The organism is Novosphingobium decolorationis, assembly GCF_018417475.1.
GTDB classification, from domain to species: Bacteria; Pseudomonadota; Alphaproteobacteria; order Sphingomonadales; family Sphingomonadaceae; genus Novosphingobium; species Novosphingobium decolorationis.
Map to the genome: position 1 here is coordinate 4,499,217 of NZ_CP054856.1, position 16,160 is coordinate 4,515,376.

14 protein-coding genes are annotated in these 16,160 nt (G+C 67.4%); 6 read left to right on the forward strand and 8 right to left on the reverse strand.

What is annotated here, in order from left to right:
- Window positions 1-81: 81 nt before the first annotated feature.
- The 4 genes from malQ to HT578_RS20850 all read right to left on the reverse strand — a co-directional run bounded on the left by malQ (window position 82) and on the right by HT578_RS20850 (window position 5,903).
- The gene (gene malQ, locus HT578_RS20835; protein ID WP_239026393.1) at window positions 82-2,190 is read right to left on the reverse strand and encodes a 4-alpha-glucanotransferase; all 2,109 of its coding nucleotides are present in this window, start codon (window positions 2,188-2,190) and stop codon (window positions 82-84) included.
- Window positions 2,191-2,547: 357 nt separating this feature from the next.
- On the reverse strand, window positions 2,548-3,075 hold the full coding sequence (gene moaB, locus HT578_RS20840; RefSeq protein WP_039394496.1) for a molybdenum cofactor biosynthesis protein B: 528 nt from the start codon (window positions 3,073-3,075) through the stop codon (window positions 2,548-2,550).
- 31 nt (window positions 3,076-3,106) lie between these two features.
- On the reverse strand, window positions 3,107-4,933 hold the full coding sequence (locus tag HT578_RS20845; RefSeq protein ID WP_213501303.1) for a lytic transglycosylase domain-containing protein: 1,827 nt from the start codon (window positions 4,931-4,933) through the stop codon (window positions 3,107-3,109).
- 211 nt (window positions 4,934-5,144) lie between these two features.
- Window positions 5,145-5,903: a uracil-DNA glycosylase family protein gene (locus HT578_RS20850; RefSeq protein ID WP_213501304.1), complete on the reverse strand. Its 759-nt coding sequence runs from the start codon at window positions 5,901-5,903 to the stop codon at window positions 5,145-5,147.
- Window positions 5,904-5,993: 90 nt separating this feature from the next.
- Between HT578_RS20850 and HT578_RS20855 the strand changes: the two genes are divergently transcribed.
- The 4 genes from HT578_RS20855 (at window position 5,994) to HT578_RS22435 (ending at window position 9,432) form a co-directional block, all read left to right on the forward strand.
- The gene (locus HT578_RS20855) at window positions 5,994-7,652 is read left to right on the forward strand and encodes an electron transfer flavoprotein-ubiquinone oxidoreductase (RefSeq protein WP_213501305.1); all 1,659 of its coding nucleotides are present in this window, start codon (window positions 5,994-5,996) and stop codon (window positions 7,650-7,652) included.
- 80 nt (window positions 7,653-7,732) lie between these two features.
- The gene (locus HT578_RS20860) at window positions 7,733-8,545 is read left to right on the forward strand and encodes a 4-(cytidine 5'-diphospho)-2-C-methyl-D-erythritol kinase (protein ID WP_213501306.1); all 813 of its coding nucleotides are present in this window, start codon (window positions 7,733-7,735) and stop codon (window positions 8,543-8,545) included.
- Between the two features lie 9 nt (window positions 8,546-8,554).
- On the forward strand, window positions 8,555-9,289 hold the full coding sequence (locus tag HT578_RS20865) for an N-formylglutamate amidohydrolase (RefSeq protein ID WP_213501307.1): 735 nt from the start codon (window positions 8,555-8,557) through the stop codon (window positions 9,287-9,289).
- Window positions 9,290-9,300: 11 nt separating this feature from the next.
- The gene (locus HT578_RS22435; protein ID WP_277884179.1) at window positions 9,301-9,432 is read left to right on the forward strand and encodes a hypothetical protein; all 132 of its coding nucleotides are present in this window, start codon (window positions 9,301-9,303) and stop codon (window positions 9,430-9,432) included.
- 95 nt (window positions 9,433-9,527) lie between these two features.
- Here the strand turns inward: HT578_RS22435 and HT578_RS20870 are convergent, their stop codons facing one another.
- The 4 genes from HT578_RS20870 to HT578_RS20885 are packed head-to-tail and all read right to left on the reverse strand — an operon-like array spanning window position 9,528 to window position 13,727.
- Window positions 9,528-10,007: an EF-hand domain-containing protein gene (locus tag HT578_RS20870; RefSeq protein WP_213501308.1), complete on the reverse strand. Its 480-nt coding sequence runs from the start codon at window positions 10,005-10,007 to the stop codon at window positions 9,528-9,530.
- Window positions 10,008-10,051: 44 nt separating this feature from the next.
- On the reverse strand, window positions 10,052-10,861 hold the full coding sequence (locus HT578_RS20875) for a DUF4198 domain-containing protein (protein ID WP_213501309.1): 810 nt from the start codon (window positions 10,859-10,861) through the stop codon (window positions 10,052-10,054).
- A 28-nt stretch (window positions 10,862-10,889) separates the two neighbouring features.
- Complete coding sequence (locus HT578_RS20880) at window positions 10,890-11,669, reverse strand: TonB family protein (protein ID WP_213501310.1); 780 nt, start codon at window positions 11,667-11,669, stop codon at window positions 10,890-10,892.
- A gap of 21 nt (window positions 11,670-11,690) precedes the next feature.
- A complete protein-coding gene (locus tag HT578_RS20885) occupies window positions 11,691-13,727 on the reverse strand; it encodes a TonB-dependent receptor plug domain-containing protein (RefSeq protein WP_239026394.1) in 2,037 nt (678 codons plus the stop codon).
- A 520-nt stretch (window positions 13,728-14,247) separates the two neighbouring features.
- Between HT578_RS20885 and HT578_RS20890 the strand changes: the two genes are divergently transcribed.
- Entirely contained in the window at window positions 14,248-14,754 is a 507-nt protein-coding gene (locus HT578_RS20890) for a DUF2271 domain-containing protein (RefSeq protein ID WP_039394476.1), read from the forward strand.
- Between the two features lie 50 nt (window positions 14,755-14,804).
- Window positions 14,805-16,127, forward strand: a complete 1,323-nt coding sequence (locus HT578_RS20895; protein ID WP_213501312.1) for an NADPH cytochrome P450 oxidoreductase family protein — start codon at window positions 14,805-14,807, stop codon at window positions 16,125-16,127.
- The last annotated feature ends 33 nt before the right edge of the window (window positions 16,128-16,160 follow it).

A 16,160-nucleotide genomic window follows, 5' to 3' on the forward strand; every position in this document is an offset into this window, starting at 1 on the left:
AGGGCAGCGTGCGAGAGGTGAGCTCGCCAGTTCCGGGAGCCCGAGGGCGATGGCCCTCGGAATCATCTTTTTCCGATCTGTCTAACCGGACGGCGGATCGGCCGGACCTTTGCGCGCCGTGTCCAGCGCCGCGATCCTCTCGCTGATTGGCGCCTCCTCCAGCCATTCCCCAAGTGGCCGCGTCAGGCGTCGGCGCCAGTTGGGGTGCTCGGTGACGGTGCCGGGCAGGTTGGGCTGTTCGCTTTCGCCCAGGATGTCCTCAAGCGGCGCGATAGCGAGCCCGGCCGGGCTCCTGCCGATATGGGCGAGGGCGGCTTTCAGGACCGGGGCGGGATCACAGGGCTCGGGGCGCGGCGCGGCGTCGTGGGTGAGACAGGCCCACAGGAGCCCGCGGTCCCACGCGCGCTTGGCTTCGGCGTCCGCGCGCGTGGTGGCTTCGGGCAGGCGGCCCAGGTCCTGCGCCCAGTCGAGGTCGCGCCCGCGCCACCAGCCCGCGATGGTCGCGGTGTCGTGCGTGCCGGTCATCGCCACGCTGTCGGCGGGGTAGTCGCCCGCGCCGATGAAGCCTTCGTCGGCGGCGCGCTCGAACCACAGCACGCGCATGTCGAGGAGGCGGCGTTCCTCCAGCGCACCAAGGAAACCGAAGGGCGCGGTGCCCAGGTTCTCGGCGATGAGGAGCGCGCCTGCGCGGTGGGCTTCCAGGACGGCGAGGCGCAGCATGTCCTCGAAGGGGTAGGCGAGGTATGCGCCTTCGCCCGGACCTTCGCCTTCCGGGATCACCCAGAGCCGGGCCATGCCGAAGGCGTGGTCGATGCGCAGCGCGCCGGTGCGCGAGAGCGCCGCGCGCAGCATCGCGATCCAGGGCGCATAGCCGGTGCGCTGCAAGCCCTGCGGCGAAAAGCCCGTCAGCGTCCAGTTCTGGCCGAGCGGGCCGAGCGGATCGGGCGGCGCGCCGATGGTGAGCCCCTCCAGCATCGCGCCCTGCAGCGCCCAGGCATCGGCGCCTGCGCTGTGGACGCCCACGGCCAGATCACCGACGAGCCCGATCGCCATGCCCGCCGCCTTCGCGCGCGCCTGCACGGCGTCGAGCCCCCTGGTTGTCAGCCACTGCGTGAAAACGTGGAAGGCGACATCCTCGGCGTGGGTTTCGGCAAAGTGCGCGGCGCCCTTGCCGTGGGGATCGCGGTGCTTGGCAGGCCAATCCTGCCAGCGCGTGCGCCCCTTGGCGCGGTGGTGGGTGTCGAGCGCGTCGAACAGGGCCTGGCGCTGGAGGCTTTCATCCCCAGCGGTCTTGGCGGCGATGCGCGCGCGCGTCGCGGAATCGAGCCCGTCGAACAGCGCGCGCAGGGCGCCGTGCTGGGCGGGCAGGGCCTTTTCCCAGTCGATGAAGGCAGCCTCGCTGTCATCGGGCAGATCGAGCGGAGGGAGCCCTGCCAGTTCGGGCGCGGCGAGCGCGGTGTTGAGGTGGAGGCGGCTCGAAGGGGAATAGGGACTGTACCCTGCACCCAGCCCTGCAAAGAGGGCGTGGACCGGGTTGATCGCCAGCGCGTCGGCCCCGCGCGCGGCGAAGAGCTCCACGGCCTCGGCCAGATCGGCGAGCGTGCCGTAGCGCGGCCCGCTTCGCGCCGAACGCAGGGCCGGGATCTGCACCGCCGGGCCCCAGAGACGCTCTCCCTGGCGCGCTTCAGGCAGGACGTCGGCCAGCGTCGGGCTGCGGGCCGGCGCAACCGCGAGGGTCAGCTCGTGGCCGTAGAGGCTGACGCGGTGGTAACCCGGTGTGTCGATCGCTGGCAGGACCCCGGCTTCGAGCGCGATGTCCTGCTCCTCGCCATTCTCGGAAGTCAGCCGCGCGTGGGTGAGGCTGGCAGGAAGCGGGGTTAGCCGACCGACCTCGGTGACGAGCATGGCGGGCAGGCTGCGTGCCGCAATGGCAAGGCGCGCGTGGCTGCGGGCGATCGCCTGATCGGTGTCGCAAGGGTACCCCAGAGCCGTGACGATGCGGGCGAGCGCGGTATCCGACACGGTCTGGTCACGGCCCTCGACATCGCGCCAGTGCCGCGAAAGGCCGAGCGCCTGCGCAAGCGCATGGAGCGAGGAGGCCGGATCGCCCGGATCGGGAGCAGGGGCGCACGGGTCGGGGGAAGGCTCCAAGGCGGTCTCCAGCCACAGCGCCAGGCGGCGCCGGGGCAAGCCTACCTGCAATCAGGGGGGATCGGCAATCGTCTTGATCGGCGCAGGCGGCCATGCCGGGCGCGTGGTTATCCCCTGCTATCGACACGCTATCCTCGTGTCATCAACTGGATATCCACAGCCATATCAACACCGCCAGGTCGGGGCTCGGCCGCTTGCGCTGGTGGATGCCACGAGGACACGGTGCACTTAATTGTGCGCTAAAAGGGAGTAAGGGAAGTTTTCCAAGGGGTTATTACCCCTTGCCCCCAAAATGGGCGACCTCACCTGTCTCAGCCACGGTGGAGCGTGGAAGGTGAGGTGGACAGTTCGGGGAGCCCGAGGGCGATGGCCCTCGGACATATCTCTTTGGTCTGCTCAGACTTCGCGCAGGCGCGGCATCAGTTCCACGAAGTTGCAGGGCCGGTTGCGCGCGTCGAGCTGCTCGGCGAGGATGCCGTCCCAGCCGTCCTTGACCGCGCCGTTCGAGCCGGGAAGCGCGAAGATGTAGGTGCCGCGGCTGAGCACGGCCATCGCCCGGCTCTGCACGGTCGAGGTGCCGATGGTCTGGTAGCTGATCCAGCGGAACAGCTCGCCAAAGCCGGGGATGTCCTTTTCCTTCACCCTGTCGAGTGCCTCGGGGGTCACGTCGCGCCCGGTAAGGCCGGTGCCGCCGGTCGAGACGATGGCGTCGATGCCCTGGTCGTCGATCCAGTCGTTGAGGCGGCTGACGAGGCGCTGGGCATCGTCGCGCTCGATCGCGCGGGCAACCAGCTTGTGCCCGGCGCCCTTGATCCGTTCGGCGAGGATGTCGCCCGAGGTGTCATTCTCGGGGCCGCGCGTGTCCGAGACGGTCAGGAGCGCGATGTTGATGGGCTTGAAGGTGCGGTCGGTGTCGATGGCCAAGGCGGTACGGGTCCTGGTGTTTCAGCGAGTGTCAGCGGCGGCTGTCGGCAAAGCGCACGGAGCCTGTGTGCAGCGACTGGGGTGTGTCGAGCTCGCCCTTGGCCGACATGCGCACGCCCTTCGAGCCCGACAGGCCGGGGAAGGTGGGCCACATGCCCTGGGCCAGCGCCATCCGGCTTTCGGATTCGCCGCCCGCCTGGCGCTCGTACATCCAGTAATTGCGCATGACGATATTCACGTAGCCGCGCGTTTCCCAGTAGGGCAGCGACTCCATCCACAGCAGCGGATCGCCGCCGTCGCGCACTTCGCTGTTCCAGCGGCGGACCGGCACGGGCCCGGCGTTGTAGGCGGCCATGACCTTGGGCAGCAGCCCCTGCGTGCCGCTGTCGTTCTGAAGCATGAGCAGGTGGTTCTGGCCAAAGGCAAGGTTGATGTCGGGCTTGTTGAGGTCGCTCGCCGAACCCGAGACGCCCAGCGAAGCGGCGTGATCGCGCGCGGCGGCGGGCATGATCTGCATCAGGCCGCGCGCGCCCGCCGGGCTGACGATGCTGGCGTGGAAGATCGATTCCTGCAGCGCGTGGGCGTAGACCAGCGCCGGGTCGACGCGCCAGCCGTTGGCGGGCGTCCACTTGGGCGTGGGGAAGCGCGAAGCCGGGTCCGGGTGGCCGCCGCGCGGGGCGTTGTAGGCCATCCACAGCTGGGTCTGGGGGAGGCCGAGATCGCGCGCGAGGCGCGAAAGCGGGGCGTACTGCGAAGCCTCACCAATGCGGGCCTGGTGGCGCAGCACTTCGTCGGCAAGGCCATCCTCACCGATCTCGGCGAGCGAGACGGCGGTGCGCACGTTGGGAACGGAGCGCAGCTTCTGCCAGTCGGCCTGTGAGAAGTCGGCCTGCGCGTGCTGGGAGGGAAGCTGCATGCCCAGCTGCTCGGCCGCGAGCATGCCGTAGAGCGTTTCGTGGCGCGCGGCCGCCATGCGCAGTACATCGGCGGCCTGTTCGGGGCGGCGCGCGCGGGTGAGCGCACGGGCGTTCCAGTAGTAGCCCGCGCTCTTGAGTTCGTCGTTCTCGGCCGACTTGGCGCAGTTGGCGAAGGCGTCGGCCGCGCCGTCGAAGTCGCCGATGCGCCAGGCCGCGAGCCCGGCGGTCCACCAGGCCTCGCCGACCCAGGGGCCAACGCCCTGCGTGGCGAACTGCGCCATTTCATAGGCGGGCGCGTCCTGGTTGGAGATGTAATAGCTCCACGCGACCTTCTGGCGCCATTCCGCGCGGGCCGAGCCCGACAGGCTGGCATCGACCCCGTCGAGCAGCATGCGCGCGCCCGCCGGATCGTCGGCCTTGATGTGGTCGACGATGGCCGAGGAGATCGCCTCGGGCATGGTGCCGTCGCTGATCGAGGAGGGGCGCACGCGCTTGGGCAGGGTGGGCAGGCGCGCAAAGCTCTGCTCGCTGGGAAGCGCGGGCGTGGAGGAGATGCCGCGGCGCTGGGCGAGACGGGTGATCTGGTCGGCGCCGGGAAGCTGGGTGCCCTCGGCCAGCCAGGCGGCAAGGTCGGCCCCTTCGATCTTCGGCGAGCCGGCGGCGAGGTAGTACTCGGCGCGGGCTTCCTGGTGCATCGGACCCTCCGGACGCTGGGCCAGCATGCGCTGCACCTTGGTCCAGTCCTTGGCCTCGACCGCCGCAAAGTACTCGCGGTAGTAGTCGCGGTCGTCGTGGCTGAGCAGCGAGGGCACCACGCTGGTGGTCCCCCGGCTGCGGAAATAGTCCACCGCGGCGCTGTTCGCGTGTGCGGTGCCCACGCTGCACAGCAGCGCGGCAAGCCCTGCGGCGCCCAGCGCCGCCGTGTTGAGCGTCCTGGTCATCGTGCCTGCGTTCGCATCACGCGCACCGGCGGCCTTTCGGACCTGTGCCTGGCTGCGTGCTGTTCCCCAAACTCGTTTCACGTTGCGTACCCCGAAAAAATGCCGTTTCGCATATGTGCCGCCGGGTCCTTGTGGGGCCTCGTGCGGCGTGTTTCGCCTTGCCCTGTCCCGCCGCCTGCCGGTTCCCCTTTCATGTCGCGGGGAGGGCCTGTCAGGTGGCGATCCAGTCGAGCATCGCCTTCCACAGGACCGGTTTGGTGCGCGGCCGGTTGAGCAGCGAGTCCAGACCCCAGGAAGCGAGCAAGGGTATCGATGTTCCTTGATGGTTAAATTTTCGCGAAACGGCAGCCCGTTGCGGTGATTCGTGGCCCAAAAGCGCCGGAACGTTCCCTCCTAGCACGAAAAGCCGTTTCGGGCCGACAAGGCCGATGTGGTGCATCAGCACATCGCCCAGGCCCAGTGCGTGCGCCTCGGCCCAGTCGGGGGCGGGCATCGCGCGGGGTAGGGCGCTGGCGAGATAGGCGTCCTCGCGGGAAATTCCGACGCTGGCGAGGATTGCATCGAGCAGCTGGCCTTGGGGGCCTGTGAGCAGCCCTTCGCGGTCCTCGCGCTCGGGAGCCTCGACGATCACCATGACCTGCGCGCCCGCCTTGCCGACAGGTGCGATGCGCGTTTCCAGCGAGCCGGGGGCGAGCAGCGGCTCGGCTTTCCACCAGGGTGCGAAGGCCTCCAGCGTTGCAGGCAGAGCCTCGGTGTCGATACGTCTGGCGTTCTCGGGCGCGGCGGCGGCCTTCGCCTCGTTCTCGGCGCGCGCGATGCTCCACTCGCTGGGCGGAGGGAGTTCCTCTTCGGGCGGCGCCAGCCAGTCCTGCGGATCGTCGACATAATCGCAATCGACGCCCGCCAGTCTCCACCAGTCGAGCGCGCTCGTGATATCTGACAGAAAGTGCTGGTTTGACCCGTGATCCATTGCGGGGGGTATTGACCTGTCGGCACCGAGCAATCAAGGCAAAGGGAGTAAAGCGCGCAACAAAAACGGTGTATTGGATCAGGGGACCCCATGATTGAACGCGAAGAGATGCCCTATGACGTCGTCATTGTCGGCGGCGGGCCTGCCGGCCTGTCGACCGCGATCCGGCTGAAGCAGGTCGATCCCGAAATTCAGGTCTGCGTGCTGGAAAAGGGCTCCGAGGTCGGCGCCCACATCCTTTCGGGCGCGACGTTCGACCCCAAGGCGCTCGACGAACTGCTGCCCGAATGGCGCGAGATGGACTGCCCGATGGCAGAAACTCCGGTGACCGATAACTGGCACTGGCACCTGACGCGCGGCAAGAAGTTCTCGATCCCCCACGCGATCCAGCCCAAGTTCATGTCGAACCACGGGAATTACACCGGTTCGCTGGGCAACCTGTGCCGCTGGCTGGCCGAGCAGGCCGAGGCGCTGGAGGTGGAGATCTTCCCCGGCTTCCCCGCCGCCGAGATCCTTTACGATGACAATGGCGCGGTCATTGGCGTGCAGACCGGCGACATGGGCGTGGGCCGCGATGGCGAACCCAAGGGCGATTTCCAACCGGGCATGAACCTGCTGGGCAAGTACACCGTTTTCTGTGAAGGCGCGCGCGGGCACCTGACCAAGCGCCTCAAGGCCAAGTACGACCTCGAAGCCAACTGCGAACCGCAGATCTATGGTCTGGGCATGAAGGAACTGTGGGACATCGATCCCGACAAGCACGTGCCGGGCCGCGTCATTCACACGCAGGGCTGGCCCTTGTCGGAGAACGATGCCTGGGGCGGCGGCTTCCTCTACCACCAGGCCAACGGGCAGGTCTCCCTGGGCTTCGTTGCCGCGCTCGACTACAAGAATCCCTACATCTACCCCTTCGAGGAATTCCAGCGCTGGAAGCAGCACCCCGAGATCAAGGCGATCCTGGAAGGCGGCAAGCGCGTGGCCTATGGCGCGCGCGCCATCAACGAGGGTGGCTGGCAGTCGGTCCCGCAGCTGGCCTTCCCGGGCGGCGTGCTGGCGGGGTGCTCGGCCGGTTTCGTCAACGTGCCGCGCATCAAGGGCAGCCATACCGCGATGAAGTCGGGCATGCTCGCGGCCGAAAGCATCGCCGCGGCGGTGAAGGCCGAGCGCGCGCACGACACGCTGCAGGACTACGACGATGCCGTTCGCTCCAGCTGGATCGCCGATGAGCTGAAGCTCGTCCAGAACGCCGAGCCGCTCGTCGCCAAGTGGGGCGGCGAGATGGGCACGGTGCTCGCCGGTGCGGACATGTGGCTGCGCACGCTTTTCGGCTTTGGCATCACCAAGCCGATGAAGCACCACACCGACGCCTCGTGCCTGCAGCGCGCGGACCTCTACAAGCCGATCGACTATCCCAAGCCCGACGGTGTCATCAGCTTTGATCGCCTGACCAGCGTCTCCTACTCGTTCACCAACCACGAGGAAGAGCAGCCCTGCCACTTGCAGCTCAAGGATCCGGCGATCCCGACCAAGGTCAACCTGCCGGTCTACGCAGGGCCCGAGGCGCGCTACTGTCCGGCAGGCGTCTACGAGTTCGTGGCGGATGAGAGCGCGGGCGGCGATGCCCTCAAGCTCCAGATCAATTCGCAGAACTGCGTCCACTGCAAGACCTGCGACATCAAGGACCCGACCCAGAACATCGAATGGGTCACGCCGGAAGGCGGGGGCGGGCCCAACTATCCCAACATGTGATCGGGCCTATCGCCGGATGACGGACGATTGTGGAGCGTCGGGGCTTGCCCCGGCGCTCCTGTCGTTTCAGGGACAGGGGCATGAACGAAACCGCCTACGCCAAGATCAACCTTGCCCTCCACGTGCGTCGCCGCCGCGAGGACGGGTACCACGAACTGGAGACGCTCTTCGCCTTCGTCGACGATGGCGACCGGCTGTCCGTGACCCCGGCGGGCGAGGACCTGCTGGAAGTGCGCGGTGAATTCGTCGGGAGCCTGATGAACCCGTTCGACAACATCGTCGCGCAGGCGCTGGGCACCTTGCCGCACGGTAAGGGGTGGTCGGTGACATTGGAAAAGCGCCTGCCGGTTGCGGCGGGGCTGGGCGGTGGTTCCGCCGATGCGGGCGCGGTGTTCCGCATGGTCGAGCGCGCGCACGGCTTGCCCGAAGACTGGCACGCGCGCGCGGCAAAGCTGGGCGCGGACGTGCCCGCCTGCGTCCTCTCGCGCGCCTGCATCGGGACGGGCACGGGCACCGACCTTGCCGAAGTTGACGAAAACGACCTGGCGGGCTGTCCGGTGCTTCTCGTCAACCCGCGCGAGGCGGTGCCGACAGGGCCTGTGTTCAAGGCCTGGGACGGCGTGGACCGGGGCGCCATGCCGACCGAAGGTTCCCTGCGCGCGATTGCCCTTGAGGGCCGCAACGATCTGGAAGGCCCCGCGCTCGAAATATGCCCCGTGATCGGCGACGTGCTGGCCGCGCTGGAGGCGACGGGCCCCTTCCTTGCGCGCATGTCCGGCTCGGGCGCGACCTGCTTTGCGCTCTACGACAGTCTTGATGCGCGCGACGAAGCGGCGGAAAAACTGGCGCAAATGCACGGGAACTGGTGGCAAATGGCGGGCAAGCTGCGTTAGGACAGAGCCATGCAGACCACGACCGAGACCGAAAGCTACCGCATCGTCGGCACGCCCCGCTTCGGGGGCATCCTTGTCGTTGCCGATCACGCCTCGAACCGCGTGCCCGGCGATATTGACCTGGGCATCGCGCCTGAACTGATGGACGAGCACATCGCCATCGACATCGGCGTTGCCGAGATTGCCGAGCGGATGTGCGCGCGGCCCGGCACCGCCGCATTGCTCGGCAATGTCAGCCGCCTTGTCTGCGACACCAACCGCACCGTGGACGATCCCGCCGCGATCCCCGAGACGAGCGATGGCCGCGCCATTCCCGGCAATGTCGGCATCGACCGCGAGGCGCGCCTCGCGCGCTTCCACCATCCCTTCCATGACGCGCTGACTGCGCTCCTCAACGAGCAACCGCCCCAGCTCACGCTGATCCTGCACAGCTTTACCCCGCAGATGGCAACGAGGCCCGACGAGACCCGGCCCTGGCACTGCGGAGTTCTCTACGATGTGGACGATCGCGGCGCGCGCATCGCCACGCGCCTGTTCGAGGAAGAGGGGCTCGTCGTTGGCGATCAGGAGCCCTACTCGGGCAAGATCTACAACGCAGCCATCGAACGCCACGTCGAAAGCGAAGGGCGCCCCTACCTCTATCTCGAGATCCGGCAGGACCTGATTTCGGACGAGCAGGGGCAGGCGCAATGGGCCGAACGCCTTATCCGGGTGTGCAACCAGGTGGCTCTCGAGATCGCCTGACGACGGGTCAAATGACACGAAACCCGCTTGCCCTGCTGCAGGAGATCTTCGCCAGGAGCGGGGCAAAGGTGGCGGTCTTTGATCCCGATGTCCCGATCCCGCAGCGGCCCGAGCGCCTGAAACGCTATCTTCCCAAGCAATAGGCCTCGCGACGGCCGCTTCGGGGCCGGACAGTCTCCTCGCGTCCTGCCAGGGCCGGGGCTCCGGCAGGACGCCGTTCGTGCGCCGATGGCTGGTATCAGTAGTGGTCCGAGGTGTCCTTTTCGTCGATCACGCCATCGCCGTTCGTATCGAGGCGCTTGAACATGCGGCTGCCGGATTCCTGGAATTCCGCAAGGCTCATGTTCTGGTCGTGATCGGTGTCGAGCACGCCGTAGCGCACGTATGTCTGCCGGATCTGCAGGCTGCGGCGGCGCGCCAGTTCGGCATCGAGGCGCGCGCGATACTCTTCGACGTACTCGGCCTCGGAGACCTGTCCGTCGCCATCCAGATCGAAGGACTTGTACTTCGCCTCGCGCCCGGCGGTGAACTCGGCCAGCGAGACCTTGCCGTCGCCATTTGTGTCATAGGTCTCCAGAAAGCTGGTCTTGCTGTGGCCGCTGGCGGTCGCGCGCGTGCCGATGGTGACGCTGTCGCCGTCCTGGGCCAGCGCAGGCCCGCTCAGGGCTGCGAGGGCGGTGAGGGCGGCCAGCGCCGCTTTGGTTGTCTTCGTTGTCATGGGATACTTCCTTCGTGTGTGGGGGCGCGCCGTGCGCAAAAGGATCAGGACTGGACCTCGAAGGTGAGGCTGGTGGTGTAGCTGCGGATATCCGTCTCGGCCCCCGCCGGGGCATCGGCGCGGTGGCGGGTCATCAGGATGTAGACACCGGGGGCCTCGAAGCGGAGTTCGGCTTTCCCGTCCGCGTCGGTGGTCAGGGCCCTGTGCGGCTTGACCTGTTCGTAGCGCGCGTTGCCCCTGTCCAGGCTCAGTTCCTGGCCTGCGAGCGGCTTGCCATCGAACAGCACCTCGAAGGCAAAGGGTCCGTCGACATAGAGATCGCTGGGATGCGTGATCGGGTGGATTTCCAGGCGCCCGACATGGACATCGACCGGCGCGCGGGTCGGCCCCTTCTTCGAGACATAGACGTCCGAGACGGTCTCGGTCTGGCTGGTCTTCACGTATTCGGTGCCTTCGGGAAGGTCGTCCCCGCGCACCGGCACCCATTCGCCCTTGGCCATGGCCATTTTGCCGGTCCGACCGCGACGCACGCCGCTGGTGAAGCGATAGGTGCCTTCGCCCTCCATCCCGGCCTCGAGGATCGTGACCTGCTTGTGGCCCGAGATCCGGTCGAAGGCGGTGCGTTCGCCGTCGGGCCCGATGACATGGAAATCCTCCGATTCCAGGGCGATCTCGGGATGGAAGAAGTCTTCGGTGAAGGCGCTTTCCAGCGTCACCATGCGCTCGGTGTTGGCGACGAAGACATTGGGCAGCATGAACCCGGTATGGGCCAGCGCCGGAAGAGGAAGAAGCGCGGCCAAGGCGGCCAGCGCCAGGGGCGTACGCGCGGAGCGGGTGCCTCTTGGGACTGTCATGGGAAACCTCCTGGTGTTGGGGGACGGCTCACGAGCCGGTGATCTCGAAATTGAAGCTGCGGGGCTCACCGTGCGGGGGCTGGGGGAAGGGCGCGGCGCGGCGCACCAGCTGCATCGCGGCGTGATCGAAGCGCGACGAGCCGGAACTGCGCGCCACGCCGATGTCGCGGCAGCGCCCGTCCTCGATCACGGTGAAATGAATGTAGGCCGCGCCCGCCCCGACCGTGTTCTGCCTGCGGTAGCGCATGAGGTGGCGCATGACGGCAGCTGCGTATTTCGCCGCGCCGCCGCCGACCTGCGCCCGGCTTTCGCCTGGGTTCGTGCTGACCTGTGCGCGGCTGCTGGCCGCTCCGGGCTCGGAGGGCTTGGCGTCGGCCTCGTGCGGGCTGGCGGAACCTGGTGAAGGGGCCGGAGCTGCGATCCGCACGGCGGGGGGCGTCAGAGCGAGGTCCGCGCGCACGGGTCGATCTTCGCGCTGCGGGGCCTCGTGCGCCCGGTCGGGGAGGGCAGGGGGCTGCGCGCTGCGGGCAGGAGCGGTCTGGGAAACCTCCGGCTGCGCCATTTGCGGGCGCGGAGGGCGCGGCGCGGAGGGCTCGGCGGCAGATGTCTCGGCGCTCTGGGCCGCGCCCTGTGTCTCCCCGGCCTGGCTGAAGGCGATCACGGTCAGCGAGGGGCCCGCGCCGGTATCGTGCACGGCCCCACTCGCAAGGCCGACGAAGATCGCGAGGATCCCGCCGTTGACCAGCGCCGAGCCGGCAAGCCCCGCCAGTCGCTGCCGATCCCACCGTGATGCCTGTGCCGGATACATCGCCTGCGCCTCCTTTGTCGCTCAGAACTGGACGGAAACCGCGCCCTTGAAATTGCGCCCCAGGGCCGGGCGCGTGGCGAGCGCGGGCACGTAGTAGGTGTCGAAGATGTTCTCGACGCTGACCCGGAAGGTGAGGAACTTGAGGAAGCCGACTTCGGGCGAGAACGAGGCGCGCAGGTTGTGCACGTCGTAGCCCTGCTCGACCGTTCCATCGGTATCGAGATCCTCGGCCAGCACGCCTTCCCAGCGCACGTCGAGGTGGTCCCCGAAGCGCTTGCCCAGGGCGAGCTGGTAAGTGTTCTGGGGCAGGTTGCCCCAGTCGCTCAGCGCGCCCCCGGTCGAAAGCTGGGTGCCGCTTACGATGTTGCCATTGAAATCGAGATAGAAGCCGCTCGGCGTTGCATAGGAGGCTTCGATCTCGACACCCTCGAGATAGACTTCGGCCACGCCCGAGTATGACGTGTTGTCGGTCAGGTCGGTGTCGTAATAGTTGGCCTTGATGGCGAAGCGGTCATTCGGCGTGAAGATGCCCGTGCGGTCAAAGGCCGCCCCCGCTTCCCAGCTCCGGCTCTTTTCCGGCTGGTTCATGTAGGCGACGTTTTCGAGGTCATCGATGATCGGCATCGAACGGGTCTTTGCCCAGGACCCGAAGACGGAGAATCCGAAGGGCAGTTCGTAACGCGCCGAGACCCCGCCCATCAGGCCCTCGTTGGTGTAGCTGGCGTTCGAGCCGTCATCGAGCTCGCCCTTCACGTTCGAGGTTTCCCAGCGGACCGCAGGCGTCACCGTGAAGCCGCGGAAGAGGCCGATTTCATCGACGGCGAAGGCCGCCATGCGCCGGTCCGTGCCCCCCGGCGCGGAGCTCGCGTCCAGGCGGTCCTTGTCGATGTACTCCAGACCGACGCGCAGGTTGTGGCGGACGCTGCCGGTTGCAAAGAGCGCCGCGTTCTTGAGCGTCACCTTGGAGGTGACATAGCGCTGGTCGGCATCGGTCACCGGGGTCCCCACCTCTCCGAAGACGGGCGAGGAGTAGGGAATGTAGGACTGTTCGATGTCCTGCTGCGCGCGGGTGTAGACCAGGCTGAGGTTGATCGCGTCGGTGCCGAGGGGCTCGTAGTAGTAGCCCACGACAAGGTTCCTGGACTTGGTGTCGCGATCGACGTTGCCGAAGACGCCGCCGGTCGTGCCGAAGCTGTCGTAGGGCTTGTCGCGCTCGGCCGTCGTGGTCTGGCTGAAGCTGGCCTTGAGGGTATGCGCGTTGTCCGCGCCGAAGTGGACCGCGCCCTTCACAAGGAAGCTGGGGAGCGAGAAGGCGCTGTTCTCGATCCGCTCGCCGTGGCCATCTTCCTGGTTGCCGCTCGTGCGGTAGCTGTAGTTGGCCAGGAACTCGACGTTCTCGCTGGGCATCGCGGCCAGTGTGGTGGAGGTGGCAAAGCCGCCGCCGTTGCTGGCGCCCGAAAGGTTCTGGTTGACCGTGAAGCCGGTCTTTCCGCCGAGGTAATCGTAGGCGTCACTGGTCTCGAGGATCACGGTGCCGCCGATCACGCCGGACCCGTACTCGAAGCTGCCCACCGTCCCGCGCAGCACCGAGGCGCTCTTGTAGAGGAGCGGGTCGGTGAAGAGCTGGGTGCCGATGCGGTAGAGCTCTTCGGAACCATTGGTCGCGCCGTCCACGAGGACGAGAACCTTCTGGTCGGTGCCGTAGGTGCCGGTCGCGCCGAAGCCACGGATGTTGATGCCCGAGCCGATCGGTGTCGAGCCGTTGACGATCGTGACACCGGGGATCGAATCGATCAGCTCCGCAATCGTATTGGCCTGGCGATCCTCGATTTCCTCGCGATTGATCGAGGTGATAGGCGTGGCGGTGTCGGTGCGGATGGCCCGCGTGCTTTCGCCGATGTCGATCGTGCCCAGAAATTCGCCGTCCGCCTTCTCGCGTGCCTGCTCGGCAGACCGCTCGTCCGTGTCCTGGGCGCGGGCCAGCGAGGGCGCCGCGATGGACGCGAGAGCAAGAACCGAAACGCCAAGAGTGGCGGCGGAACGAAGGTCAGGTCGCAATGTGTTTCCCCCTGAGCCCGAATGCTGGCGGGCTGTCAAAATAGTGCAAGTGATTCGCATTAGCGGCGTTCACGTACACATATGTGATAATGACTCGCAAGAGCATTTATGGCGATTGCCCAATCGGCTGGGCTGGTGCCGGGAGCTCCCGACGAAGCCGGTCTTGCAGGAGGCGCGAATACCAGGGCCCGCTTTCGCGCGTCACGCTGTTAGGAGCCGCCGGGAAGTATTCGGGAGGTAGCTGCCGGGCCCAAGTGATGGCGTCGCACCGAAATTGCGACAGGCTCAGGCGGGTGGGTCTGCTGCGCCGTGGGCCGGCTGGACGTTGACTTCAATTCCAGCTCTGGATAGCTACCTTGCATTAATGCAAGTGACTCGCATTTGCATATTAAGGGTGGGCCGCGCCAGTTGGGTGAGAACGGCAGCGGGGCACCCGGGCGTCTCCACGCCATGTTCGGCCGGGGCATTCCGCGCCTCCGCACCGCTCCGGCTTCACCAAAAATTCAAGGAAAGCAATTCGATGCGTAAGACCACCCTGGCCACCACGACCCTGACGGCGGCCGCATTCACGCTTCCTGCCGGTGTTCAGGCGCAGAGCGGGGCGGTCACGATTGAGCTTCCCCGCGTTTCGGACCCCAACTATCGCAAGCCCTACCTTGCGGCCTGGCTGGAGGAGGCCAGCGGCAAGCCCCTGGCGGTCTCTGCGGTACTCCATGACCAGAGCCGAATCGGGTCGCGCTGGCTCTCTGAACTGCGCACGTGGTGGCGCAAGCGCGGGCGGGACATGACCATGCCGGCGGACGGCATCTCCGCGCCTACCCGCGCGGCGGGACGCCATACCATCGCGATCAAGGGCCTCGCCGGGCTGGGCGACGGCACCTACCGACTTGTGGTCGAGGCCGCACGCGAGAAGGCGGGCCGCGAAGTCGTGAACGTGCCCGTTGTCATCCGGGGCGGTCAGGTCCGTGCCGCCTCCGCGCAGGGCCACCGCGAGCTGGGCCATGTTCGTGTTTCCCCGAGGGGCTGATCGCCTGCCACCGCACCCTTGCGCTCCTGCCTTGAGGACATTTCCGGCCCATGCGTGACACCTTCACCGACTGGCTCATTCTCGCTGCCCTGATCGCTCCATGGCTGGGCCTGACCTGGCTGTGCCTGCGCAAGCGCCCGCGCGTGGCGCTTGGCGGGGCATCCCACCTCGTCGTCTACGCCTCCCAGACCGGGCATGCGCAGGAAATAGCCGAGGCGACGCACGCGGCCGTGCTTCGTGTGGACCCGGAGGCGCGGCTCGTGTGTGCGAACCGTCTCGACCTGGCCGATCTTGCCGGAGCAGACCGGGTCTTCTTCGTGGTCGCGACGAGTGGCGACGGCGATGCGCCCGACGATGCGGGGGATCTTGACCGCGCTCTTGCAGAGGACGACGTCGATCTGACCGGAGTGCAGGTGGCCATCCTGGCGCTGGGGGATCGACGCTATACGCACTTCTGCGCCTTCGGGGAGCGCCTCAGGACCTGGTGCGAGGCCATGGCTGCCGAGGTGACCGCCTATGTCACGGTGGACGATCTTGCCCCCGATGACCTGGCGCAGTGGGACGCGGTGCTGCGGCGCGAAGGTGTCGGGGGTATGGCCGAAGGTCAACTCGATAGCGCGCCGCGCGAATGGCGGATCGACTCGCGTGCGTGCGTGGCCGGGCCCGTCGGCGAGGGGGCGCAAACAGGCGCGAGCGAAGGTCTGTTTCGCCTGACCCTGCGCCCCGAAGATGGCCTCCTTCCCGCGTGGGGCATCGGCGACCTGTTCGAACTTCATACGCCCGATGGGCACCTGCGGGATTATTCGATCGCCAACCGGTGCGGCGGAGAGGAGCTAGTTCTCTTTGTGCGCCGTGTGATCGACAAGGGGGTGCCCGGGCGCGGTTCGGGGCTGCTGACCTCGCTGCCTGTGGGGACGGGCCGTGTCCGCGCCCGGATACGCGCTCATGCGGGCTTCCGGCCACCGCCGGGAACAGGCCCACTCCTGGCTATCGGCGCGGGCTCGGGCTGGGCGGGGCTGCGCCCGCACCTGCTCGAGGCCATGGCGAGTGGCCGGGCGTGCTGGCTCATCTTTGGTGAGCGGGGTGAGGCGGATGCCTCCGGTCTTTTTGGCGAAATGCGCGCGTGGCACGAGGAGGGCCGCTTTCACCGCCTCGATCTGGCTCTCTCGCGTCAGGACGGTGTGCGCGTTCCCGACATCCTTGCCGCCAACAGCGCCGATCTTCGCGATTTCCTGACCCCTGCTGGGGCCGTGGTGCTGTGCGGTCGGCTTGCCATGGGAGAGGCCGCGCTTGCGGTTCTGCGTGCATCGATGTCCGAGGACTGGCTCGAGGAGGCGCGCCATTCCGGCCGCTTGCGCAGCGATCTGTACTAGGCGGGTGTGCAGACGGCACGAATAAGGCGCCGG